The following is a 24,191-nucleotide window of genomic DNA, read 5'->3' as shown; positions in this document are numbered from 1 at the left end:
AAAAGTATGAATAATATTTAGGGTTTTCGTATGTTTTATTTATCATAGCGTTTACTCATTTTTTCATTTATTTTTTTGCTTTCGTCATCACTGTTGCTTATTTAGATGTTTTATCACCTTAAACTAATAGAAGCGACCCTTTTTGATTTAACGAATGAATTTGCTATCCATTTACCTGAGTCTTATCGTTCTTTCATTTTCCCCAAAAATATTATACAATTCGACTATGTCCATCTAAGCTTCTTCATAAACTTTGTTGCTTTTTACTATGTTAATGGTGTCCCCGATATGAACACTCATGATGCTGGGCTTGTCACCACCAGAAGGTAAATACCTATTGGTTCTAATTTTCTTCGTATTGCGGAGAAAGATTGCAAGTAGCCCTAAGCTAACTTTACAAAATCAAAAACAACAAGCTTTAAGAAATAGCTGTTACTAAAAAAGGGTCACAAACGAAAGGGGATTAAATATGAGAAAGATGATTATGGTACTTTTAATATCAGTGCTAGCCTTCACACTTGCTGCATGTAATGATGGGAAAAAGGAAGATAAAGAAGCAAAAAACAGTACGAAAACAGAAGAAAACACAAAATCGGAAGAGGAATTAGCTGCTGAAGCAGAGGAATTACAAAAGAAGCTTGATAAACAGAAAGTTGAGGAAGATATTGTTGTCGCGATTGTAAATGGCAAGGAAATAAAAGGAACCGAGTATAATCAAATATTAACTAGCTTACAAACATCCTCGTACCAAAACGGACTTGACCCTACGAGCGAAGAAACCGCCAAGCAATTAAAAGAAGAAACACTTAATTCAATTGTAGGACAAGAATTACTCATGCAAGAGATTAATAAAAAGGGTTATACTGCTTCAGAAGATGAGATAAATAAACAACTCGAAACAGAAAAAGCACGCTTTGAAAAAGAAGAAGATTTTGAAAAGGCTCTTGAAAGTAGTAAATTAACAATTGATGATTTAAAAGAGCAAATTAAAGAAAATGTCATTATCAGTCAATATCTAGAAAAAGATATGAAGGTGGATGAAGTTAAGGAAGAGGAAGTAAAAGAACTTTACACTTCATTAACAAAAAACTTGGATGATTCATCAGAAACACCTAAATATGAAGATGTGAAAGAAAGCTTAAAAGAAAAGCTTGTCCAAGATAAAACAGCTGCAGCTATTCGAACTAAAATCGAAGAGCTTCGTAAAAATGCCGAGGTCGAGTTAAAAATATAAATACACAAGAAAGACTGTCGAAGGAAATTACTTTTCCATGACAGTCTTTTCTTTTTTACTTATATCGCAACACCGAGTATTCCACAAAAGCTGCGCACTCCTTACTATATTAAACTTTCTTTAACCTTAACATAGTATGAGCATTTTTTTGAAATTCATAAGCAACCTTTTCCTCGATCCAAATGGCATCATTCTTTAATTCTTCACGCAAAACATTAAGATACCTAGACTTCTTTCCCTCCAAATCAACTAGAGGAAAAATTCTTACTTCCTCTTTTGTTACCCGTAACAATTCTTTAATTGTGTCAAGGTGGAATTTGAAGTCTAACTGATTACTATATGTGAATAAGAAATGTGCTGACAAAGTAATATCAAACTCTTCTTCCGTAAACGGTAAGCTAGGAAGCGTCGCTGCGACGTATTGCCTAGGAAATTTACTCATATGGTTTGTACATGTATATAACGCTCTCTTACGATGTTTTACTAATTCAGCTATATTTTCATGGAAATCCCAATTATATGCCTCTGTCACTTTACTCATCGTCTCATCTATATGCAAAATATCTTCTGAACCCTTTTCATTTAGTTGTTCAACTGGAAAATGATACGCAATATCACTGGCCGTAATGTCAATTCCTTTTTCCGAACCAGTTGCAGTGAACGAACATGCACCAGCAGGACAATCCAATATTTTTTTCTTTGCAATGTCCTCTTCCTTTAACGAGAACATCCTCATATACTCGTCATATGATCTTCCAATAAAAACTACTCTACTTAAGCTCAACATACTCAACTCGGCTCACCGCGCTTTCTATTTTTTTCCATATACAATTTATAATATAAATATTCTCTAAAAAAAACAAGGCAATTTCTTAAAAAATTGATTACTCTACTATATTTACATAAAGTTCACTAATTTCTGGTTTCTTGTTAATCAAGTTCGAATCCATCATCCAACTAACGGTCTCATCCCATTGATCTTGACTTTGACTACCAAATCCATCATCAGATTTCATTAACGGTAAAAGTATTTCAAGGCTTTCTACCTCAACCTCCTTTACTAGTGGAAAGTTTGCCTCATCTTGATGATTTAATAATATCGTTAATGCTTCCTGAGGATTTTCAGCGGTGAATTGATAACCTTTTGATGCTGCTCTCCAAAAGGCTTGAATTGTCTCCTGTTCTGCTTCCCATGTTTTGTCACTTGTCACAGCAATAAGTTCATAATAGCTAGGTATCTTATAGTCTGTTGGATTTAAATTACGTGTATGATGTCCTTCATGCTTTAATACAGGTACCTCATGATTAATATACGCGCCAATCACCGCATCTGCTTTCCCAGTAACTAATGACGAGCCTAATTCAAATCCTACATCAACCATCTTTACTTTTTCCGGATTACCGCCATCAGCTTTGACCATTGAATGGATAAGTGACTCATTTAGTGGTATCCCTGGATAACCGATAGTTTTTCCTTCTAAGTCTTTAGGTGATTGTATAGAACTGTCTTCCTTAAAGATAATCCGATTTAATGGTGAACGAACGATCGCTCCGATTGATTTGATATTGACATCTTGATTTGCTCGGGCAATAATCACATCCGGCTGATAGGAGATACCAAGAGTAACTTTTCCAGCAGCAGCTAAATTTATTGGGTCAGTTGGATTTGCCGGGAACTGAATATCTACCTCAATTCCTTCATCTTCAAAATACCCCTTCTCTTTAGCAACATATAAAAAGCTATGTACCGCATTGGGATACCAATCTAGCATAATGCTTACTTTTTTGAATTCATTTGTTTTTTCACTTTTTCCTTCTGCTTGTTTTGACACTTCTTGATTACTACATGCTGCTATGAAACTAAAGCCAATCAATAATAAAATAATTAACGTTCTCTTCAATCAAATTTCCTCCATTTTAATAACATTTTTTCTAATAATATAACAATTACGAATAAACTAATCCCTAGTAAAGAGAGAAGTACGATTGGAGCAAAAACGCCTGCGCCATCAAATTGTGTCATCATTCTCCGACTGAAGTACCCTAACCCTGCTTGAGAGCCAATCCATTCACCAATTGCTGCACCAATTACACTAAGGGTAACGGCTACTTTTAAACCTGAGAAGAAATAAGGCAAGCTCGCTGGAACCTGTAGCTTAAAAAAGATATGCCGTTTATTTGCTCCCATTGTCAACAAAAGGTCTTGATAATTTTTACTTGCTCTCTTTAGTCCATCATATGTATTTACCGTAATTGGAAAGAAAGTAATCAATACAGTTACGACAACCTTGCTCCAAATCGAGTACCCAAACCAAAGCACAAAAATAGGTGCTAATGCAATAATCGGAATCGTTTGAGATGAGATGAGAAGCGGATAGAATGTTCTTTCAATTGTCCTATTTAGATTCATCCATACTGCGATGCCTACTCCAATGATGATTGATATAGTTAAGCCGAGAATGATAATCGACACTGTTGCAGGTAAATGTTCTAAAAAGAGTACATCCTTTAATTCTAATAGTTTTAATATCACACTTGTTGGTGATGGTAATATAAACCCTAAATTAACTATCCTTGCGACAGCCTCCCATACTCCTAATAATAGAAAAACAAGTAAGCAGGCTGGCCCATATGTTCTTGCAAAGCTCATGAAGAAACCCTCGCTTTAAGCAAATTGATTAAGTAATTTTTACGTTCAAGGAGTAATGGTTCGTCTAAATCCTTCAAAACTCTTGGCCTACTTAATGGGACGTTTACTTCTTCTAAATAACTTGTTGGCTTATCGATGAAAATGAAAATTCTGTCCGACAAGAACAACGCTTCATTTACATCATGAGTGATAAATAGTATTGTTTCACTTCGTTTTTGCCACTGTGCTAGTAACCATTCTTGCATTGAAATTTTTGTTATTGCGTCCAATGCACTAAACGGCTCATCTAATAGTAGAATACTAGCGCCACTTAAAATAGTCCTTAAAAACGAAACTCTTTGTCGCATTCCCCCTGAAAGCTCGTGTGGATAGCAATTTTCAACTCCTGTTAATCCAAACTCTTGCAATAATAATTGAATTTGCTGATAGGCATCTTGTTTTCGCATACCTTTTATTTCTAAAGGTAATGCAGCATTTTCAATGATTGTCCGCCACGGTAACAACAAATCCTGTTGGGGCATATAGCCAACATGCCCCAGTCGCTTTGCTTGCAATTGATTTCTTAAAAAGATATCGCCTTCATTTGGTTGTGCCAAACCTGTTATTAGCTTAAAAAGTGTACTTTTCCCCGACCCGCTCGGTCCAATAATAGTAACAAATTCCCCTTCATTTATTTGAAAATTAAAATCTTGCAAAATAGGTATTTTTCCTTTATCTGATTCGTAATGAAAAGAAACCTCTTGTAATTGCACAGCAGGTTTATTCATCAATCGGCCACATCGCTTCATTGAAAGCCATATCCCAAAACATATACTCAAACCTCGTTGTATTTAGAAAAATCTCTTCCAAATCATGCAATTCTGTTTCTGATTTTCCCTCTGCTAATTCATCCATTAAATCTATACACCATTTTGCTAACGTACCAAACTCTTCTGAAGCATACATTTGTATCCATTCACCATAAAATTCGTGCTCACTTGCTCCTTCAATTGTATTAAGTGCTTTGCCAATTTCCCAATAGCTCCAGGCACAAGGCAGAACGGCAGCAACTGTTTCAGCTAATGTTCCGTTTTGACTAACATGGAGCATGTAATGGGTGTAAGCAAGTGTTGTGGGCGAAGGTTTTGCCGTTTCTAACTCTTCATGTGAGATGCCAAACCGTGCGGCATACTGTCTATGTAGAGACATTTCCTCATTTATAGTTGAATCTAACAGTTTTGCGAACTTCCCCATTGTTGAAAGATCCCTTGCTTTTAGAACACCAATTGCGAATACTTTTGCATATTCAATCAAATATAAATAATCCTGAATCATATAAAATCTGAATTTTTCCTTATCTAATGTCCCAGAACCAATTCCTTGTACAAACGGGTGCCTATGATTTTCATGCCAGATCGGTCGAACATGTTCTAACAATCTTTCAGTAAACTTCATGATACTTCCTCCTCTTAATGTAATTTTAGTTTGTTTCTGTATGACACCATTCATAGATAAATGTCATGAGCACTTTTGTATAATTGACTAATTGTTCTATTGAAATTTGCTCATTGACTGCATGTGCATGCTGTAATTTACCTGGTCCGTAGATGACGGTTGGAATACCTGCATTTCCAAGCCATCCTCCATCTGTTACAGTTGGTGAAACATCGACGATAGGTGCTTCACTTATCACGAATTGATGTGATTTTTTCAGCTGTTTAACACCTGGGTAATCCGGATTCACTTCCAATGATGGAAATATCTCACCTCGGTCAATAATCATTGATTTCCCACCCCATTTAAAATGTGGTGGATACTTTTTTAACCACGGATCCGCTTTTGCAACTTGTAAAATATGATCCTCAATCTCCTTGATGACTTGTTCATAGGTTTCATTTGGATAGTAATGAACCGTTATCCATAATTTACATTCATCAGCAATGAACGCTGCATGTCTACCACCCTCAATAACGGCTGGATTTATGGTATTAGAACCCGGCTCCATTCCAGGGTAGCTTTTCATAATTGCCCAATGATTCTCTAACTCTTGTAAACCGTGTATAATTTTGGTCATTTTTTCAATAGCACTTGCAGCATACATCTTTCCACCAGCATGTATCATGTTTCTTCTTGTTGCATCATGATATGTTTCTGGACTTTTTACAGTTATCCAGCCTGTAATTACGCCACCTTGACCTTGTATATGTAAATCACTCGTATCAACAACAATCGCAAAATCTGCTTTATAACCTCGATTACAACACTCTAATGTACCTGCTTCACCAACCTCTTCACCAATTACTGATTGAAAGATTAAATCACCTGGCAATGCTATTTTTGCTTCATGTAATAATTGGATTGCAAACATTGCCCCAGCTAACCCGCCTTTCATATCTGCTGCCCCGCGCCCGATTACTGACTTGTCTTTCACAATAGGTTTAAACGGGTCAGTTTCCCAGCATTCATCAGCACCGACTTCAGCGACATCGATATGACCATTAATGATTAAGCTTTGGTAATGCTCACTATCTGTTCCCTTTAGAACTCCTACGACATTTGGGTCATTCGGATATACATCCCACATATCGATAGAAAATCCACGTTGCTGTAAAAAGTCTGCAACAAATCGCTGTGCTTCACACGTATTTCGCGCAGGTGGTGCTGGAGTCTCATAACGAATTAGTTTCATTAATAAGGAAACTAATTCATCCTGCCTACTATCGACTTCGTTCATTATCTTACCGATATCAGTCACTATCTTCTCCTCCTTTATATAAAAGTTCAGCTATTACACTTGGATTATCTCTAAACATAAAAAACCACTTCCTCTCGTAAGAAGAAGTGGTTTGAATCTTAATATTGACAACGAACATTACTAAACACGCAAAAGGAGCTTTCATTGTCTATTCAAAACACCTCTTCCCTACGCTAGTATTATCTAGATCAGGTAATAAGGGTCAAGACCACTGTCTCTCTCAGCTTCTACAAGCTCCCCTAGGGTGAAAAATCTATTAAATTATTAACAAAAACATTTTTAAAAAATCGAATAACTAATTAATCATATTATTAACACATTCTTCTATATTTGGCAACATAATATTAACAATCAATTATTCTATCATCATTTATTAGAATGACTAGATAGACTAGATGACTCCCTTTCAGAGACTTCTTTTATGAAACATGTTTACTTTCATGACGTAATTGTGAATTTCGAAATGTTCTTGTCTCAAATCGTTTAAAAAGTGCTCCAAAAATCGAAGCAAGTATTTGTTGGAATAACATTCCGATTATTACTGGTACAGCGACAGCTGCTGGGAAATATTGAACAGCAATGACTGCTCCTGCACTTATATTGCGCATACCACCAGTAAAAATCATGACAACAATCGAATCACGGTCTTGTTTAAAAAAGATACCGAAAAGCCAAGCTAACAAATATCCAATAAAAGCAAGAATAAATACAATCACTGCAATGATAATTAATTTGTTAGAAATATTTACAAGATACGGTGCTACAACAGCTCCATTAATCATCACTACGAAACCAAGACCCAGCTTTGAAAACGGTGCTAATGTAGTGCCAACAATTTTACTCTTCCCTTTTGTTAATTGATTCATGAGCATACCAAAAAGTGAAGGAATAACAACCATCCATAGCAAACCATTCATCATTGAAATTGTATCTATTTCTACATTCTGGCCTACATACACGGCAAGTGTGTGGGGTACTAAAAAGGGAGAGAGTAGCGTATCGAATAGTATAATCGCTAAACCTAAACCTATATTCCCTTTGTACATTGTTACCCATAAAAAACTTGTAATTCCAGTTGGAATAACTGAAGCTAATACGAACCCAGTCACCGTTAATTGATCATCCTGGAATAATAGATGCCCCATTAACCATGCAATACTTGGCATGATTATATGTAATAAAAGGAATACTAGAAGTAAAGGGAGCGGACTTTTTAGTGCGTTTTTTAATGAGGAAAAGCTTGAATTTAAACTTCCAGAAAAAGTGATAAATGCAAATATCCAAGAAATTAAAAATGAGAGTTCTGTAAAATAATGTGCAAACAACACACCAATAATGACACTTGTAGGTGTAATCAATGGCATAAATTTCTCAAGTTGTTTATTTAATCGTTGCAACATCGTTTATTCTCCTATTCATGTCCAACTGGTTAACTTCAAAATCACACGTATTGTATTCAATTGAAGAATATAGGTTGAAATTAATTTAAAGTTAACAGTTAAACAGCTAATTGTTAACATTTTAGCGATTATAAAAAGCTTGTAATAAAGAAGTAACAAAATAATAAAAGCCATCGTACTGTAACTGTTTATCTTATTTCAAAAGATTGTTGCTTTTCGCAATGACTTTATGAAGGGTTGGTTGGAGCTGACCTGAGAGACTCCTGCGGGATGCGTGGGAGATGTGAGACTTTTGCAGGAGATTACTCCGAGGAGAACGAAATGCGTAGGCGGCTTGCCCATCGACGTACAAACTAGAGATGGGCATCGACTAAGACCAAAGGAATCACGATGAGCCGAACGGCGAATCGATGATGACTTATCGTAGGGAGATGAACTGAAGTTTGCTTGTTCGTGCCGCAAGGAGCTAGTAGGCTCAGCACCCACCCCGCGGAAAGCGAGTACTGCAAGAGGAGACCAACCCAAAAATACAACTAAGTAAGAAGCAACAATGTTTGCGAAAACAGCCAATAAAAATCGTTAACTGTACCTTACTTTATAACAGATGATACCCAACTTGTTAATATTATTATTATATCATTACTAGCCTACTCGATTTGCCATTTCTCATTCAAATAAGTAGTGACTACCTCAATATATCTTGGTCAATTCGTTTTAAAAAAACTACCATTATTTCACTTTCATGTTTATTTTATTGTTACCAATACTATACATGAGGTGGAGTATATGTATTCAATCATTTTTTCACTATTATTATTCATTCATCCGCAGCAATTCATGTCCCAAGAGATTACTTTGACCAACAAGGGTGAGGATATACAAACTATAACGCGTTCTGAGCTTTCGTTATCATCAATTGATCCGTCGTTCCTAGATGAAAGCAAGCTTGAGAAACTGGCCACTGATATAGAATCAAAAGTTTATAAACTTCCTAAAAATGCAATCTTGGATGAGCATCATCAAATAGTAAGTGGGAAAAACGGATATAAACTAAATAGAACACGTTTTAAAGAAAAATTAATTGCACTCTATTATTCAGATAAACAAGCTGATCTTGAAATACCACTACAAACACTTTATCCAAATGTAAGCAGTGAATTACTTGAATCAATAAAACAAAAGAAGATTGGAGAGTACAAAACATATTTTAATCCACATAATAAAACGCGAACACAAAATATATTATTAGCGTCAAATGCAATAAATAATTACGTGTTATTTCCCGGTGAAAGATTTTCATTTAATGAAGTAGTTGGGCAGAGGACTACTGATAAAGGTTACTTACCAGCTCCTGTTATTGTAAAGGGAGAATTAACTGAGGGAATTGGTGGAGGGATTTGTCAAGTTTCATCGACTTTGTTCAATGCAGTAGACTATGCTGGAGCGAAAATTCTCGAACGTTATTCACACAGTAAACAAGTTCATTATGTACCACCAAAGCGTGATGCAACTGTAAGCTGGTATGGACCAGACTTTTCTTTTAAAAACAATTATCAATATCCTTTATTAATTCGTTCCACAGTAAAAAAGGGGCAACTGTTAATTGAAGTTTTCTCTTCCGATTTACTACAAGTTGGAGAATAAACAAAACATATATCGAGTAAACAAAAAAGGATGACTGGTAGTATTTGCTCCAACCAAAAACATTCATATCGTGAATTTTGGAGCCTAACTTAGTCATCCTTTTTCTTCATTTATAGAACTACTTCTTTACCGGACTCTATTGCTTCTAAACATGCTTCAATGACACGCATGTTTAGAACAGCTTGTTCACCAGTATAAATCGGATCTTTGTCCTCGATAATTGCGCCAGATAAATGGTCTATTTCTAATACATAAATATCAGCTGGAAACGTTTCTGTGCGTTCCTCGTGATTTGATTCAATGATGACAATTCCTTCACCATTTCCGTGCTGATCCGGACGAAATGCATACGGAACTCGTATTTTCCCTTTCGTACCGACAACCTCATAAAATTGACCACCATACATATCAAAGCTGCAATCGAAGATAGCCTGGATACCATTTTCCAACGTCATCTGTACTGTCGTTGTTAAATCAACACCAGACTCTGGACAAATATTCGCACTTGCTTTTAATCGCTCAGGCTCTGAACCTGTTACTGTGCGAATTGCATGAATGCAATAGCAGCCAATATCATATAAAGCTCCGCCCCCCATTTCTTTTTTCATTCGAATGTTTGTTTCACGGTCACTCAAATAGAAAGAAAAGCTCGAGCGTACAATCTTAATATCACCTATTTCACCACTTGCAATAATCTCTTTTACACGTTGATTCATCGGATGAAACTGATACATAAATGCTTCCATAAACTTCACATCATTTTGTCGACAGATGGCTGTCATTTCAGCCGTATCGTCCGAATCTAAAGTTGCAGGCTTTTCACAAAGGACATGCTTCCCATGCTTTGCAGCCTCAATGACCCACTGCTTATGCAAATGATTTGGTAGAGGTATATAGACTGCATCGATTTCGGGATCTGCTAAAAGCTCCTCATAAGTTGAGTAAGTTTTTGGGATATTCAATTCAGCAGCTACCTCTTTAACAGTTTCTCTCCCGCTTGCAATAGCAGCTACCTCAGCCAGCTTTGAACGGTTAATAGCAGGTATTACTTGCTCTCTTCCGATTCTGGCTGTACTTAATATTCCCCAACGAACTACAGACATCGGCCAACCCCCTTATAATTAACTACCTTCTAAATTTCGACAATTCTTCATTTAATTCCTTTGTTTGAACATAAACTTTTTTATAAAGTGAGAAAATCTCTTTATATTTCTCAACATTTTCTGCAATAGGTTCGTATACTTTAGCAGGTTCTACAAAAAGATTTGCGATCTCTTGAAGTGATGTTGACCATCCAGCACCATATGCAGCAAGAATAGCCGCACCAATTCCTGGACCTTGCTCACTTTTTAATTTGATAATTTTCGCATTAAAGATATCAGCTTGAATTTGTAACCATGTTTCATTTTTTGCTCCGCCACCAATGGATGTAATTGAATCAATCGTTTTACCACTCTCACGGAATATTTCAATTGATTCATTTAATGAGAAAGTAATTCCTTCCAACACTGCACGTGCGAAATCCTTTTTCGTATGTGATCCTTCCATTCCTATAAAGCTGCCACGTATTTTTGGATCTGCATATGGTGTTCTTTCACCTACTAAGTATGGTGTAAACAATAAGCCATTTGATCCAACTGGTACATTTTCAATACCATCTAATAAAGCCTCAAACGATTCATGTTCTGCAAACACTTCCTTAAACCAGCTTAAACTATAGCCTGCTGCAAGTGTAACACCCATTGTGTAAAAAGCATTCTCTTTGCCATGATTGAAGTAATGAACCTTACCTGCAAAGTCACGGTCATTTCGTTCTTCATAAGATAAAACAACACCTGATGTACCTACACTACATAACGTTGTGCCTTCTGAAAGAATGCCTGCACCAATTGCACCACAGGCATTATCAGCACCACCAGCAAAAACTTTTGTTTTATTAGATAATCCAGTAGATGCAGCAAATTCATCAGTAATTGTGCCAACAAAATCATGTGATTCTACAAGTGGAGGACATAACGTTTCAGGAAGATTGAATAGTTGGCAAATTTCATTACTCCAAGTTTTCTCTCCTACATTCAATAAAAGTGTTCCAGCTGCATCAGAATATTCAGCATGTATTTGTCCAGTCATTCGGAATCGTAAATAATCTTTTGGAAGCATAAATACTGCTGCTTTTTCAAATAGCTCTTGTTCATTTTCCTTTACCCATAAAATTTTAGGTAAAGTAAATCCTTCTAAAGCAGGATTTTTAGTGATTTCTAATAATTTCTCTTTACCGACTACATCATAAATTTCCTGACATTGTGGTGTTGTCCGAACATCGTTCCAAAGAATTGCATTCCGCAATACGTTGTTTTCTTTATCTAATAAGACAAGACCATGCATCTGTCCTGAGAAACTAATACCTTCGATATCCTCTACGTTACCATTAAATTTTGCAACTAATTCAGCTAGCCCAGATTGTGTTTTTTCTACCCATTGTTCTGGCTCTTGTTCACTATAACCTGATTTTTCTTGAATAAGTGGATATGATTTTGATACTTCTTCAACTATCGAGCCTTCTTGATTAATTAATATTAGTTTTACTGCACTTGTACCTAAATCTACACCAATGACATATTTCATTTTTATACTCTCCAATCTTATATTAAAAGTGTTTTTGAACTGGTCATGAATGGTTCATCAATCTAATCTGTTTTAGTATTTGTGAATACATGACAACCTATTAAAAAGAGACAACTAATGAGACATTTTATTTAAACGAAAAAACTATATCTACACAATCTACTTCATAAAATAAGACTGTTTTTCGTAAGAATTGTTGCTATATACTTAGTTATCGCTTAGGGTAGCGGGTACTTTCTTTCCGCTACGAAGGTGGTGAACCTCATAGCTCCGGAGGCTACCCGATATCAAACTTCAGGTCATCTCCCATACGATAATTCATCATTGATTCCTTGGTCTTAGTCGATGCCCCTTCAGTTTGTACGTCGATGGGCAAGTTGCCTACGCTTTTCCCCTTCCACGCATCCTGTAGGAATCTTGCAATCAGCTCCCACAAACCCTTAATAAAGCTCGTACATAAACCACAATCTTTTAGAAATGAGCCTAAAATAGGAATCATGTAAACGTTATAAAAATTATAGCACCGGGAAAAATGTTTGTCTATCCATTAAACAAAGTTTATAATTTAAGATATCAGGAGAAACTTCTTTCTATCTTTTCTTGGTCATGGTAATTTAGTAGTATTAATCAAATATGAGGTAATTAATATAATTATTACTTAAGGAATGACCTACTTATTTCATTATGCATTAGTACTCAAGCAGCACATACTGTTTCGGCAAGAGAATGAATCTAGCTAATTTAACAGTCACATTTGTTAACAGAAGGTAAAATAACAACCACTAAAGAAAATAAAAATAATGAGAATTATCTACATGATTTATAAGCTAAAGAAAATGGGTGAATTTTTTTGGAAAGAATAACATGGAACCAACAGGTAGTGAAGAAAAACAATACTTCCCTTGTTTTTCAAACAATCATCGAAAAAGAACCAATCTCTAGAGCTGATATTGCACAAGTCTCAGGTCTTAATAAAGCAACAGTATCTTCTCTAGTAAATGAACTATTGGAAAAAAAGTTAATATATGAATCTGGTCCCGGAGAGTCAAGCGGTGGTCGCCGTCCGTTACTGCTTCATTATCAAAATTTAGCTGGCTATTCAATTGGGATTGACATTGGTGTTAACTATATTTTAGGGGTAGCAACTGATTTAAAAGGTACAATTATCAGTGAGCAAAAACTTCATATTAAAGACACGATCTTTTCAAATGTATTAGAACATGTAAAGTCAATCATTTCGAAACTTATTAAGCGTTTACCTGATAGCCCATACGGCGTAGTAGGGATTGGAATTGGGATTCCGGGTATTGTCAGCAAACAAGGAAATATATTATTAGCACCAAACTTAGGTTGGAAAAATTGTGAGATTAAACAGCCGCTTGAAGAAGAATTTCGCATCCCTGTTTATGTAGAAAACGAGGCTAATGCAGGTGCATATGGAGAGAAACAATTTGGAATTGGTAAAAATTATAAAGATATCATTTATGTAAGTGTCGGAATAGGGATCGGTGTCGGTTTAATATTAAATAACCAACTTTACCAAGGTCTGAACGGTTTTTCCGGAGAAATGGGACATATGGTCATTCAAATTGATGGTTCTCCTTGCAGTTGTGGCAGTAAAGGTTGCTGGGAGGTTTACGCTTCTGAGCATGCTCTCATCGATAAAGCAAAAGATATAAACAATCCATCTTTAGAATCGATTATCACTCAAGCTAAGCGCAATGATGATAAAGCAATTGAACTGTTTCGGGAAATCGGAATGTATTTAGGTTACGGAATAAATAATATTATAAATACTTTTAACCCAGAACAAATCATTATCGGTAATCGCCTAGCAACTGCGAAAAACTGGATTGAAGAACCGCTTCAACAAATCGTACAATCACATGCACTTGCCTTTCAACAAAAAAACTTACAAATTAACTTTTCTGAACATTTAACGCATTCTGCAGCATTAGGAGTTGCAGCCTTTGCATTCGAAGAATTCCTTCAAAATGAAATAAATGAAGGTTAGTACATCTAAAATTCAATAAATACACAAATAGAGGTGACTCAATACCTAAGAGCCAGTCCTCCACACACTATAGATTAAATCTATCACATTTCTATCGGTGATTGTTGGAGAGACAGGCATCAATAAGTCACCTTTATTACTTAAATATTAGCTAAGCCTCATCTATCTTCACTTCTATTATTCATCTATTTTCCACTCTTAATTAATGGCTGTTTTCTAAAAGATTGTGGCTTTTTGCACTAACCTTTTTAAGGGTTTGTTGGAGCTGACCTGAGAGACTCCTGCGGGATGCGTGGGAGAAATGAGACGTGAGCAAGCGTTTACGCTGAGGAGAACGAAAAGCGTAGGCGGATTGCCCATCGACGTACAAACTAGAGACGGGCATCGACTAAGACCAAAGGAATCACGATGAGCCGTATGGCGAATCGAAGATGACTTATTGTAGGGAGATGACCTGAAGTTTGCTTGTTCGTGCTGCCGGAGCTATGATGCTCACCACCCACCCCGCTGCCCGTGAGTACTGCAAGAGACAAAGCCTAAACGACAACTCAGTTAAAAGCAATAATGTTTACGAAAATTGCCTAATTAATTGAAAAATTAAATCTACTCTAACTTTGTCATGAATCGCTGTATTCATTAGGAAAAAGTGCTACACCACCGCTAACTATCTAAAATAGACAATAAATGGATAAAGGAATATAATATAAATGGTGTCCAATCATCCTTCTATCTTTCTTCGCTTATACTTGCATTTGCATGAATAAAAAATCCATCTTAATCCATTTCATTTTTGAATCAAGATTATATTAGAAAGGTGTTACTATATGGGGAAACAACATAAACATGAAAGCAAGTCACATTTGATGATGCGTTACATTTTGATGATGGTCGGTGCAACACTTGCAGCTGCAGCAATTGAATTATTTTTAGTTCCAAACTCAATTATTGACGGTGGAATAATCGGAATTTCATTATTAATAAATTATTTAACTGATATTAGCTTCGGTATACTCGTATTAATCATTAATATACCATTTCTATATGCAGGCTATAAAAATATCGGAAAAAACTTCTTTATCTCCTCAATTTTCAGCATTATCTTATTAGCAGTTATTGAATCCAACTTACATCATTTTGCTGCATTCACGAAAGAGCCGTTACTCGCTACTGTATTCGGCGGTTTGTTGTTAGGCGCAGGTGTTGGACTTGTTATCCGAAATGGGGGAGCATTAGATGGTACTGAAATATTAGGTATATTATTATCAAAGCGTATACCCTTTTCAGTTGGAGAATTTGTTATGATTTTTAACGTATTTGTTTTTGGCTGGGCAGGATTTGTTTTAGGGTGGGAACAAGCAATGTATTCGATTCTCACGTACTATATTGCCGCAAAAACGATTGATGCAGTAATCCAAGGTCTCGATGAAACAAAAGCCGCTATAATCGTTTCAGATGAATATGATGAGCTTGCTGATGCTATCACACAACGTCTCGGGCGTGGAGTAACGAAGCTATATGGTAAAGGTGGTTACCATGATATGGACAAAGAGGTTATTTACGTTGTTGTGACACGCTTAGAGGTTGCTAAATTAAAATCTATCGTATCCGAAATTGACGGAAAAGCTTTTACTACGATAATGGATACACAGGAGTCACATGGCGGACGATTTAAATCAGCGATTCACTAAAAGTAAAGGATTTATGAAATATAGTTATGTGACTCAAAACCCAAAGTATTAATGCTCTCATTTGAGTCACCTCTTGTTTTTTCGTTAAATCTATTTCCGATAATTCGATTCCCCCCTACGTTTACCAAACAATTATGAAATCAGCCTAATTTTTATCCTTAAATATTTATCTGCAAAATTTTCCTAAAGCAGCATTTTCAAAACTCAGTTCCAGTCAAACTACTACAATCTAAATAAATATTTTAAAACAATAAAAACCCGATCCTCTAGAAAGAGAAACGGGTTTATCGTTTAAATAGGGTGCCGCGATTGCCGCATCATAATTATAGAGTTTTAAACCACCACTCCTACAAGTGGGTGTTTGCAGAAGCTTTCATATCGTCCTCTACGCAATGAAGGCATGATATTCCGTCTTCAATATAAAACTCCCTATTTCAGCTTAAAGGTTAAAACTTTATAAAGATTGCGTACAGCGCAGCTTGTAGTGTTATAATACTAAAAATTTTTCTATAATGCAAGTGGTAATCTACATCCATTAATAGGAAGGCCATCCTTGAGAATCCCAATATAAATCATTTATTAACATTGTCGGCATTCCATTGTTCGTAGCATCGTAAGCATGTCTTATGATGATGTTATTATTGTATACATCCTGATGTCCCGGACCCTTCCAAACATCGTTTCCTGCATCAAGAATTGTCCCTCCGCCATTCATCATACTTACGCCATTTTTATCTACATACGGACCAGTAATATTTTTTGATCTACCATAGGCAATTTTATACGTACTATTAACACCGTTACAACATCTATCAAATGAAACAAATAGGTAGTAATAGCCGTTTCGATATGTGATACTTGGTGCCTCAATTGGATTATTTGGTATATTTGGTCTTGATGCAATTGAATAGACTGATCCTGTTGGCTTCATAGTATTTTTATCTAAACGAGTTAATTTGATCCCACTCCAAAAAGACCCATATGAGAGCCATGGGTTCCCATCTTTATCAATGACTAAATCCCCATCAATTGCATTAAAATTACTTGAAGATGTAGAGCGTACAACTAAACCATCATCCCGCCATTGACCTGATGAGATACTATGTGTAGATAATAAACCTATTAACGAGTTGTTAGACCCGAAACTAGATACTGAATAGTAAAGCCAGTACCTACCATTATAATATTGTATATCTGGAGCCCATTGATTCGATTCATGATTAGGTACATACGTTTTCCACCATGACGGGGCTGTAGGAAAAATCACTGGAGTCGTATACCAATTTGTCCCATTATCTGACCGTAACACACGAATTCCATTTTTATTAGCTTCACCGGTTCCAAACACATACCATGTATTCCCTTCCTTTATTAACGAAGGGTCGTGAATCATCTTCTCACCCGTTACATTCCAAAAAGCTCCACTAGCTGGCTGTGGAATAGCTAACATTAGAAAAATAATCATTACCCATACAAATGGTTTTACCATTTTCATTGTCATTCCTCCTCTTTTTGTCTTACCCATTGCTCATTTGTTACTTGCGGGTTCACATTGTTTGACTTTTCTACAAAACTACCAAAATTTCTAATAGAAATGTAAAATAAACCGTATTTCTAGTTATATTAACCTATCATCACCTCCTTTCACCTAGTAGAAAACGCTTACATTAACAGACATTAAAAATGATATACAGCGTTCCCTCATTTATTACAACTGAGAGAACAACCATATATCATGAAATACTTTTATATTTCTAATTTCCTGTTACCAATTTAACATGTACACCACATTACTTTATACATTCATATGACTCTGTCAAAACTGAAACTTGATTGGTAGACGAATGCATTTTTCTTCCGACGGTGGTCCGGGATCGATAGAGAAGTGCTTCTATAATAACTCTCCTATGCATACTACTCTATTAAAAATTTTAAGTGCATCCGCTCCAATCAACATAGTGTACGAAAATCAGTATGAAACATAGTAGCGAAATTTACCATCTAGAACCAGACGGGCTAGGACATAGCTTATTTGAAAACTTCGCACGAAATTCAACGAGACAGCCACTATGCGCACACGTTGAGCCATACATGAACGACTCACAACTATTGCATGTATTTAGCCGATTAGCATATTCCTCATCCGAAACAATTTGATTGTCATCTATATCTATTTTTGAAAGAATATGATTCATTTCGTCACGTTTTACGATGACATTATTTGAACAGCCTTTACATACTTTTGTCGTCATAAGACTATCAGCCCTTTTCCTTACTCAATCGTTAACATAACCACTGACATTGGAGGTAACGTTACATTTAATTGTTCATTTTCTAGTGCAGCTTCAGTGAAAGCAACTGGTTTAATAGCATCAGGATTTTCAAAAGTATTATGTGCATCCATTGTATCTGCTGTTAAAATAGTTCCTGTTACATTTGCGTTTGTATCTTTAAGCCCACGAAGATTAATTGATAATGAAGCTGCCTCTTTATGGTCAATGTTACATAAACTAATATGAACTTTACCATCTTTATCTTTTGAAGCAGAAACTGTTACTTGATCGATTTCTTGGTCATTGTATTTATACTTTCCTACGTTCACATCGACGGCTAAAAGTGTTGCATCTTGGTGTACTTTATACATATCAAACACATGGTATGTTGGTGTTAATAGCATCTTTTCACCTTCAGTTAACACCATTGCTTGTAGTACATTAACTGTTTGTGCGATATTCGTCATTTGAACACGATCACAATGCTCTTGGAAAATATGAAAATGTATTGCAGCAACTAAAGCATCACGAATCGTATTTTGCTGATATAAAAACCCTGGGTTCGTACCAGGCTCAACATCAAACCATGTACCCCATTCATCAACGATCATACCAATTCGTTTTTCAGGGTCGTATTTATCCATTATCGTACCATGTCTTGTGATTAATTCATCCATATGCAACGCCTTTTGCATAGTGATGAACCATTCATCTTCTGGGAATCCTGTAGCAGCACCTTTGCCTAACCAGAAGTCTCCAGGTATCGTATAGTAGTGTAAGCTTAAGCCATCCATGAAATGACCAGCTTCACGCATTAACACTTCTGTCCAGTTATAATCATCGATATTTGCGCCACCAGCAATTTTATATAGTTTATTATCACCATAGTTTCTTACATATGTTTGATAACGACGATAAAGATCAGCATAGTATTCTGGACGCATATTGCCCCCACAGCCCCAGTTCTCGTTGCCAACACCAAAGTATTTTAATTTCCATGGATCTTCTCTGCCATTTTCTTGTCTCCAATTTGCCATCGGTGATTCACCGTCAAACGTCATATATTCAACCCACTCTGACATTTCTTGAACAGTTCCACTACCGACATTTCCGCATATGTATGGTTCACAACCTAATAAATCACAAAGAAGCATGAATTCATGGGTACCAAAGTGGTTATTTTCTACAACGCCACCCCAATGCGTGTTAACCATACGTTTACGATTTTCTCTTGGTCCAACCCCATCTTTCCAATGATATTCATCTGCAAAACAACCACCAGGCCAACGAAGCACCGGGATATTTATTTGCTTTAATGCCTCTAATACATCGTTACGAATTCCTTTTGTATTAGGGATTGCTGAGTCTTCTCCAACCCAAATACCTTCGTAAATACAACGCCCTAAATGTTCAGCAAAATGACCATAAATATTTTTATTTATTTTTCCTTTTTCAACATCTGCATTCACAACAACAGTATTTGTCATTACTCATCCCAACCTTTGATTTATATTAAAATAGAAAACTACTAAAATCGTTATACAAGAAATCCAACAAAATAAATAAAGCCCTTACATTTCTAGATTAGAAAAAATGAGGTAGAACAACTGAATCATTGCTAAATCCATCTACCTCATTTTTTTTATAATTATTTATAAACTACGTCATTCCAACGTAATTCATTTTTAAAGGCATGCTTGTTTGTATCATTATTGATAACGACACATTCAATACCAACTAACTCGGCAAAATCTCTTAATTGATCAACTGTTACTTTATAAGAGAAAACAGTATGGTGTGCGCCACCGGCAACGATCCAGTTTTCCGCACCTTCACTTAAGTTAGGTTGTGGAGTCCAAAGTACTCGTGCTACTGGAAGGTTTGGCATATCAATTTCTGGTTGAACTGCATCTACTTCGTTAACAATTAGGCGGAAACGATGTCCGATGTCAATAATCGATGCATTTAATGCTGCTCCACCCTTACCATTGAATATTAAACGAGCTGGATCTTCCTTACCACCGATACCTAATGGATGTACTGCAATTTTTGGTTTTGTTGCAGTAATTGTCGGACATACTTCAAGCATATGTGATCCAAGCACTAATTCATTACCTGGCTCAAAGTGGTATGTGTAATCTTCCATGAATGAAGTATCTTCATTATTTGCAATTATTTTTGAAAGACGAAGTAGTGCTGCTGTTTTCCAGTCACCTTCACCTGCAAAACCATAGCCTTGTGCCATTAATCGTTGTACTGCAAGACCTGGTAATTGCTTCATCCCATGTAGATCTTCGAATGTTGTCGTAAATGCAGTATAGTTTCCAGCTTCTAAGAAAGCTTTCATTCCTAATTCAATTCTAGCTTGGTAACGAATCGAATCACGTACTGGACCATCTACTTGTCCTTCTGGTACGATGTCATACTGTTCTGCATATTCTTTCATTAATTCATCAACTTGTTCTTCTGTTACATCGTTTACACGTTGAACTAAATCACCGATTCCAAATCCGTCAACAGTCCAGCCAAGTTTTATTTGTGCTTCAACTTTGTCACCTTCAGTAACTGCAACGTTACGCATATTGTCGCCAAAACGTGCCACTTTTAAATGCTTGCTTTCTGAGAATGCAACTGCTGTACGCATCCAGCTACCAATTGTTTGTCTTACTTCAGCGTTTTCCCAATGTCCAACAACTACTTTACGTTTAACATTTAATCTGCTACCCATAAAACCAAATTCACGGTCACCGTGTGCAGATTGGTTAGTATTCATGAAATCCATATCAATACTATCCCAAGGAATATCACGATTAAATTGTGTGTGAAGGTGCAACATTGGTTTTTGTAATGCCGATAATCCAGCAATCCACATTTTAGCAGGTGAGAACGTATGCATCCATGTGATGATACCTGCACAATTTTCATCAGCGTTCGCTTCTAAGCATAAACGACGAATTGAGTCAGCTTCTTTAAGTACAGTTTTAAATACTAGTTTATAAGTAACAGATGAATCTTGGTCAAGTCCTTCTGTAATCACTCGTGAATTTGCTTCAACTTCACGGATTGTTTCCTCTCCATAAAGATCCTGACTACCTGTTACGAACCAAAATTCATATGGTTTTACTGTTAACATTGAAATTCCCCCATTTTATAATGAATAATTTTTTTTGTAATTATTTGTTTGATTGACCATAGTACGCGTTTGCACCATGTTTACGTAGATAATGTTTATCAAGTAAAAACTGGTCAATTGGTTGAATGCTAGGATTTAGTTGGTACGTATGCAATGCCATTTTAGCAACTTCCTCTAAAACTACGGCATTGTGTACCGCTTGCATAGCATCCTTACCCCAACAGAAAGGTGCATGTCCAGATACTAGAACACCAGGCATCGCAACCGGGTCAAGGTTTCTATTTGTGAATGTCTCAATGATGACATTCCCTGTTTCTAATTCATATGCACGAGTGATCTCGTCTTCAGTTAATGGACGAGTACATGGTATTTCACCATAGTAATAATCTGCGTGAGTTGTCCCTAATGCTGGTATTGGTCTGCCAGCCTGTGCCCAGCTAGTAGCCCATGGTGAATGTGTATGGACAACCCCACCTAAGTTTGGAAAAGCCTTATATAAAGCTAGATGTGTAGCAGTGTCTGATGATGGTCTTAAATCACCCTCCACTATCTCACCATCTAAATTTACAACAACTAAATCTTCTACTTTCAACTCATCATATGGAACTCCACTTGGTTTAATGACAACAAGCCCATGTTCGCGATCGATACCACTTACATTTCCCCAAGTAAACGTTACCATTTGATATTTTGGTAATAGCAGATTTGCTTCTAACACTTGCTGTTTTAATGATTCAAGCATTCTAAGTATCTCCCTTTTCATCTTCAATTAGATTCAATATTTGCCCAATTTACTATTAAAATCGAGTTTTCTTTTTGATTTGCTTTAAGTTTTTCATGACGTCATTTGCACCACGTCCAAAGTAATCATACAAGCGAGCATATTCAGTGAAAATTTGTTGATAAATTTCTACATTTTCTCGATTTGGTCGATAAACAATATCTTTCAAGCGCGCCATTTCTTTAGCAGCTTGTTTAATGTCATCATATCCACCACACTCTTTGCCAGCTGCAACTGCACCAAACATTGCTGACCCTAGTGCAGGTGTTTGTGTTGAAGCAGAAATGCTAATTTCCATATTCAAAACATCTGCATATATTTGCATCATGAATGAATTTTTATGTGCAATACCGCCACATGCATATATTTCATTAATAGGTACACCATTTCCTTTAAATGCTTCAACAATCGTTCGCGTCCCAAATGCTGTAGCTTCAATAAGTGTGCGGTATATTTCTTCCGGCTTCGTTTGTAACGTCATCCCTAGAAGTAATCCTGATAAGTCTGCATCAACTAGTGTAGAGCGATTACCATTCCACCAGTCTAACGCAATTAAACCGCTTTCACCAACACGAAGCTTTGAAGCTTTCTCAGTGAGCAATTGATGGATATCGATTTTTTTATCTTTAGCTTCTTCGTGATAATTTACTGGGATGTTATTTACAGTAAACCATTCGAGCATGTCACCGACGCAGGACTGGCCTGCTTCATATCCCATCAATCCTGGTATTACACCATCTTCAACGACTCCACACATACCAGGTACTATTCTTTCTTCCTCACCTAAAACAATATGACATGTGGAAGTCCCCATAATCATTAAAAGCTTACCAGGCTCTGTAATTCCAACTGCAGGTACTGCAACATGTGCATCAACATTACCAATCGCAACCGCTGTTTTTGGATTTAAACCAATTAGCTTTGCTGCCTTTTCTGTTAGTTCACCTGCTTTAGTCCCAATAGGATAAACGTCAGAAGCCAACTTCTCTTCAACAACATGTTCTAATTTCTTATCTAGTGATTTAAAAAAATCCTTTGATGGATATCCTTCGTGTTTATGCCACATTGCTTTATAGCCAGTTGTACAACTATTTCTTTTAAGCTCACCAATCAATTGAAATATGACCCAATCTGTTGCCTCAACGAATTTGTCTGCTGCATGATAAATTTCAGGTGCTTCATTTAACACTTGCCATAGTTTCGGAAATAACCACTCAGAAGATATTTTCCCGCCATATCTTTGCAGGAATTTTTCCCCTCGCTGATGAGCTACCTCATTAAGAATGTTCGTTTCACTTTGTGCAGCATGGTGTTTCCATAACTTCACGTAAGCGTGTGGATTATTTTTATATCGTTCCAACAAACATAACGGTGTACCGTTTTCTTTAATTGGCAGAACTGTTGATGCTGTGAAATCAATTCCGATTCCAATTACTTCATCAGGTGAAGCATTTGCTTTGCTAAGAACATCAGGAATTGTGATTTTAAGTACTTCCATATAATCAGTAGGATGCTGTAAAGCCCAATCAGTCTCTAATTGTGTTACACCGTCAGGTAAAAAATCAACTATAACTCCATGTGTATACGGTTTAACTGACGTAGCAACTTCACGACCCGTACCGACTTCTACTAATACAGCTCTACCTGATTGTGTGCCATAATCTACTCCGATTGAGTATTTTTTCATAGGTTCACCCCAGATACACACTAACAACTTCCCTTTATCATACGTACAAGTTTTTATGGAGATAAATTGTATCAATATGATTTTCTCAAATAATAATTTTTTAACAACTTATACGTATAACCTAATTTAATTTTAGCATCAATTTCATATTTTTCAATATAAATCTGTTAAATAATTAAAAAACATCTACTGTTTTTTCAACAACTAGTCTTTCTAACAAAACTTATGCTTACAAGTTGTGTTTTATGTCAAAATTAATTGGCTATCTATTATGTATGTATCATGTTCAAAACGAATAACAACTCTAAAAACGAGTCAGACCCCTCAA

Annotated in this window: 20 protein-coding genes, 1 other RNA gene and 1 riboswitch; of the genes, 4 read left to right on the top strand and 17 right to left on the bottom strand. The window is 36.2% G+C overall.

Annotated elements, in window-relative coordinates:
* Positions 1 to 469 precede the first annotated feature (469 nt).
* Positions 470 to 1,234: a SurA N-terminal domain-containing protein gene (locus J2S19_RS03155; RefSeq protein ID WP_307337082.1), complete on the top strand. Its 765-nt coding sequence runs from the start codon at positions 470 to 472 to the stop codon at positions 1,232 to 1,234.
* 109 nt (positions 1,235 to 1,343) lie between these two features.
* Here the strand turns inward: J2S19_RS03155 and J2S19_RS03150 are convergent, their stop codons facing one another.
* The 7 genes from J2S19_RS03150 to J2S19_RS03120 all read right to left on the bottom strand — a co-directional run bounded on the left by J2S19_RS03150 (position 1,344) and on the right by J2S19_RS03120 (position 8,018).
* A complete protein-coding gene (locus J2S19_RS03150; protein WP_307337524.1) occupies positions 1,344 to 2,021 on the bottom strand; it encodes an SAM-dependent methyltransferase in 678 nt (225 codons plus the stop codon).
* 97 nt (positions 2,022 to 2,118) lie between these two features.
* Entirely contained in the window at positions 2,119 to 3,135 is a 1,017-nt protein-coding gene (locus J2S19_RS03145) for an ABC transporter substrate-binding protein (protein ID WP_307337078.1), read from the bottom strand.
* Positions 3,132 to 3,884, bottom strand: coding sequence for an ABC transporter permease (locus J2S19_RS03140; protein ID WP_307337075.1), 753 nt, complete (start codon positions 3,882 to 3,884; stop codon positions 3,132 to 3,134). The genes J2S19_RS03145 and J2S19_RS03140 overlap by 4 nt, the downstream gene beginning before the upstream one ends.
* On the bottom strand, positions 3,881 to 4,651 hold the full coding sequence (locus J2S19_RS03135; protein WP_307337072.1) for an ABC transporter ATP-binding protein: 771 nt from the start codon (positions 4,649 to 4,651) through the stop codon (positions 3,881 to 3,883). Before J2S19_RS03135 ends, J2S19_RS03140 begins: the two co-directional genes overlap by 4 nt.
* Positions 4,644 to 5,318 carry a thiaminase II gene (gene tenA, locus J2S19_RS03130; protein WP_307337069.1) on the bottom strand — a complete coding sequence of 225 codons (675 nt, stop codon included), beginning with the start codon at positions 5,316 to 5,318 and terminating at the stop codon, positions 4,644 to 4,646. Before tenA ends, J2S19_RS03135 begins: the two co-directional genes overlap by 8 nt.
* A gap of 25 nt (positions 5,319 to 5,343) precedes the next feature.
* Complete coding sequence (locus J2S19_RS03125) at positions 5,344 to 6,597, bottom strand: acetylornithine deacetylase (RefSeq protein WP_370875044.1); 1,254 nt, start codon at positions 6,595 to 6,597, stop codon at positions 5,344 to 5,346.
* 169 nt (positions 6,598 to 6,766) lie between these two features.
* Positions 6,767 to 6,869, bottom strand: a riboswitch (TPP riboswitch).
* Positions 6,870 to 7,037: 168 nt separating this feature from the next.
* On the bottom strand, positions 7,038 to 8,018 hold the full coding sequence (locus J2S19_RS03120) for a bile acid:sodium symporter family protein (RefSeq protein ID WP_307337067.1): 981 nt from the start codon (positions 8,016 to 8,018) through the stop codon (positions 7,038 to 7,040).
* Positions 8,019 to 8,804: 786 nt separating this feature from the next.
* On the opposite strand from J2S19_RS03120, the gene J2S19_RS03115 reads away from it, so the two are divergent.
* The gene (locus tag J2S19_RS03115; protein ID WP_307337064.1) at positions 8,805 to 9,662 is read left to right on the top strand and encodes a VanW family protein; all 858 of its coding nucleotides are present in this window, start codon (positions 8,805 to 8,807) and stop codon (positions 9,660 to 9,662) included.
* A 110-nt stretch (positions 9,663 to 9,772) separates the two neighbouring features.
* Here J2S19_RS03115 and J2S19_RS03110 read toward each other — a convergent pair whose 3' ends face one another.
* From J2S19_RS03110 to J2S19_RS03100, 3 genes are all read right to left on the bottom strand, one after another.
* Complete coding sequence (locus J2S19_RS03110) at positions 9,773 to 10,765, bottom strand: Gfo/Idh/MocA family protein (RefSeq protein ID WP_307337060.1); 993 nt, start codon at positions 10,763 to 10,765, stop codon at positions 9,773 to 9,775.
* A gap of 22 nt (positions 10,766 to 10,787) precedes the next feature.
* Positions 10,788 to 12,287, bottom strand: a complete 1,500-nt coding sequence (gene xylB / locus J2S19_RS03105) for a xylulokinase (RefSeq protein ID WP_307337057.1) — start codon at positions 12,285 to 12,287, stop codon at positions 10,788 to 10,790.
* A gap of 277 nt (positions 12,288 to 12,564) precedes the next feature.
* On the bottom strand, positions 12,565 to 12,786 hold the full coding sequence (locus J2S19_RS03100; protein WP_307337054.1) for a hypothetical protein: 222 nt from the start codon (positions 12,784 to 12,786) through the stop codon (positions 12,565 to 12,567).
* A gap of 351 nt (positions 12,787 to 13,137) precedes the next feature.
* Here J2S19_RS03100 and J2S19_RS03095 point away from each other — a divergent pair, with 351 nt between their 5' ends.
* Together J2S19_RS03095 and J2S19_RS03090 are read left to right on the top strand one after the other, a co-directional pair.
* The gene (locus J2S19_RS03095; RefSeq protein ID WP_307337051.1) at positions 13,138 to 14,301 is read left to right on the top strand and encodes an ROK family transcriptional regulator; all 1,164 of its coding nucleotides are present in this window, start codon (positions 13,138 to 13,140) and stop codon (positions 14,299 to 14,301) included.
* A gap of 824 nt (positions 14,302 to 15,125) precedes the next feature.
* Positions 15,126 to 15,989, top strand: coding sequence for a YitT family protein (locus J2S19_RS03090; protein WP_307337048.1), 864 nt, complete (start codon positions 15,126 to 15,128; stop codon positions 15,987 to 15,989).
* A gap of 296 nt (positions 15,990 to 16,285) precedes the next feature.
* Here the strand turns inward: J2S19_RS03090 and ssrS are convergent.
* The 7 genes from ssrS to araB all read right to left on the bottom strand — a co-directional run bounded on the left by ssrS (position 16,286) and on the right by araB (position 23,863).
* Positions 16,286 to 16,473: non-coding RNA, 6S RNA (ssrS, locus tag J2S19_RS03085), on the bottom strand.
* A gap of 51 nt (positions 16,474 to 16,524) precedes the next feature.
* The gene (gene abnA / locus J2S19_RS03080; protein ID WP_370875043.1) at positions 16,525 to 17,478 is read right to left on the bottom strand and encodes an arabinan endo-1,5-alpha-L-arabinosidase AbnA; all 954 of its coding nucleotides are present in this window, start codon (positions 17,476 to 17,478) and stop codon (positions 16,525 to 16,527) included.
* Positions 17,479 to 17,983: 505 nt separating this feature from the next.
* On the bottom strand, positions 17,984 to 18,241 hold the full coding sequence (locus J2S19_RS03075; RefSeq protein WP_307337042.1) for a DUF6171 family protein: 258 nt from the start codon (positions 18,239 to 18,241) through the stop codon (positions 17,984 to 17,986).
* 20 nt (positions 18,242 to 18,261) lie between these two features.
* Positions 18,262 to 19,749 carry an alpha-N-arabinofuranosidase gene (locus tag J2S19_RS03070; protein WP_307337039.1) on the bottom strand — a complete coding sequence of 496 codons (1,488 nt, stop codon included), beginning with the start codon at positions 19,747 to 19,749 and terminating at the stop codon, positions 18,262 to 18,264.
* A gap of 161 nt (positions 19,750 to 19,910) precedes the next feature.
* Positions 19,911 to 21,395, bottom strand: coding sequence for an L-arabinose isomerase (gene araA, locus J2S19_RS03065; RefSeq protein WP_307337036.1), 1,485 nt, complete (start codon positions 21,393 to 21,395; stop codon positions 19,911 to 19,913).
* A 40-nt stretch (positions 21,396 to 21,435) separates the two neighbouring features.
* Positions 21,436 to 22,137: an L-ribulose-5-phosphate 4-epimerase gene (gene araD / locus J2S19_RS03060; RefSeq protein WP_307337034.1), complete on the bottom strand. Its 702-nt coding sequence runs from the start codon at positions 22,135 to 22,137 to the stop codon at positions 21,436 to 21,438.
* Between the two features lie 55 nt (positions 22,138 to 22,192).
* Positions 22,193 to 23,863 carry a ribulokinase gene (gene araB, locus J2S19_RS03055; RefSeq protein ID WP_307337032.1) on the bottom strand — a complete coding sequence of 557 codons (1,671 nt, stop codon included), beginning with the start codon at positions 23,861 to 23,863 and terminating at the stop codon, positions 22,193 to 22,195.
* Positions 23,864 to 24,191: the final 328 nt, after the last annotated feature.

Origin of the sequence: Metabacillus malikii, assembly GCF_030813355.1 — a bacterium.
Taxonomy (GTDB): domain Bacteria; phylum Bacillota; class Bacilli; order Bacillales; family Bacillaceae; genus Metabacillus; species Metabacillus malikii.
This window is presented reverse-complemented; position numbering and strand designations above follow the sequence as displayed.

Excerpts from the sequence above, each read along its gene's own strand:
- J2S19_RS03155 (WP_307337082.1), top strand. The coding sequence starts at position 470 with ATGAGAAAGATGATTATGGTACTTTTAATATCAGTGCTAGCCTTCACA.
- J2S19_RS03075 (WP_307337042.1), bottom strand. The coding sequence starts at position 18,241 with ATGACGACAAAAGTATGTAAAGGCTGTTCAAATAATGTCATCGTAAAA.
- abnA (WP_370875043.1), bottom strand. The coding sequence starts at position 17,478 with ATGGTAAAACCATTTGTATGGGTAATGATTATTTTTCTAATGTTAGCT.
- J2S19_RS03120 (WP_307337067.1), bottom strand. The coding sequence starts at position 8,018 with ATGTTGCAACGATTAAATAAACAACTTGAGAAATTTATGCCATTGATT.
- J2S19_RS03135 (WP_307337072.1), bottom strand. The coding sequence starts at position 4,651 with ATGAATAAACCTGCTGTGCAATTACAAGAGGTTTCTTTTCATTACGAA.
- J2S19_RS03100 (WP_307337054.1), bottom strand. The coding sequence starts at position 12,786 with ATGATTCCTATTTTAGGCTCATTTCTAAAAGATTGTGGTTTATGTACG.
- J2S19_RS03150 (WP_307337524.1), bottom strand. The coding sequence starts at position 2,021 with ATGTTGAGCTTAAGTAGAGTAGTTTTTATTGGAAGATCATATGACGAG.
- J2S19_RS03140 (WP_307337075.1), bottom strand. The coding sequence starts at position 3,884 with ATGAGCTTTGCAAGAACATATGGGCCAGCCTGCTTACTTGTTTTTCTA.
- J2S19_RS03090 (WP_307337048.1), top strand. The coding sequence starts at position 15,126 with ATGGGGAAACAACATAAACATGAAAGCAAGTCACATTTGATGATGCGT.
- tenA (WP_307337069.1), bottom strand. The coding sequence starts at position 5,318 with ATGAAGTTTACTGAAAGATTGTTAGAACATGTTCGACCGATCTGGCAT.
- J2S19_RS03070 (WP_307337039.1), bottom strand. The coding sequence starts at position 19,749 with ATGACAAATACTGTTGTTGTGAATGCAGATGTTGAAAAAGGAAAAATA.
- J2S19_RS03125 (WP_370875044.1), bottom strand. The coding sequence starts at position 6,597 with ATGAACGAAGTCGATAGTAGGCAGGATGAATTAGTTTCCTTATTAATG.
- J2S19_RS03115 (WP_307337064.1), top strand. The coding sequence starts at position 8,805 with ATGTATTCAATCATTTTTTCACTATTATTATTCATTCATCCGCAGCAA.
- araA (WP_307337036.1), bottom strand. The coding sequence starts at position 21,395 with ATGTTAACAGTAAAACCATATGAATTTTGGTTCGTAACAGGTAGTCAG.
- J2S19_RS03110 (WP_307337060.1), bottom strand. The coding sequence starts at position 10,765 with ATGTCTGTAGTTCGTTGGGGAATATTAAGTACAGCCAGAATCGGAAGA.
- xylB (WP_307337057.1), bottom strand. The coding sequence starts at position 12,287 with ATGAAATATGTCATTGGTGTAGATTTAGGTACAAGTGCAGTAAAACTA.
- araB (WP_307337032.1), bottom strand. The coding sequence starts at position 23,863 with ATGAAAAAATACTCAATCGGAGTAGATTATGGCACACAATCAGGTAGA.
- araD (WP_307337034.1), bottom strand. The coding sequence starts at position 22,137 with ATGCTTGAATCATTAAAACAGCAAGTGTTAGAAGCAAATCTGCTATTA.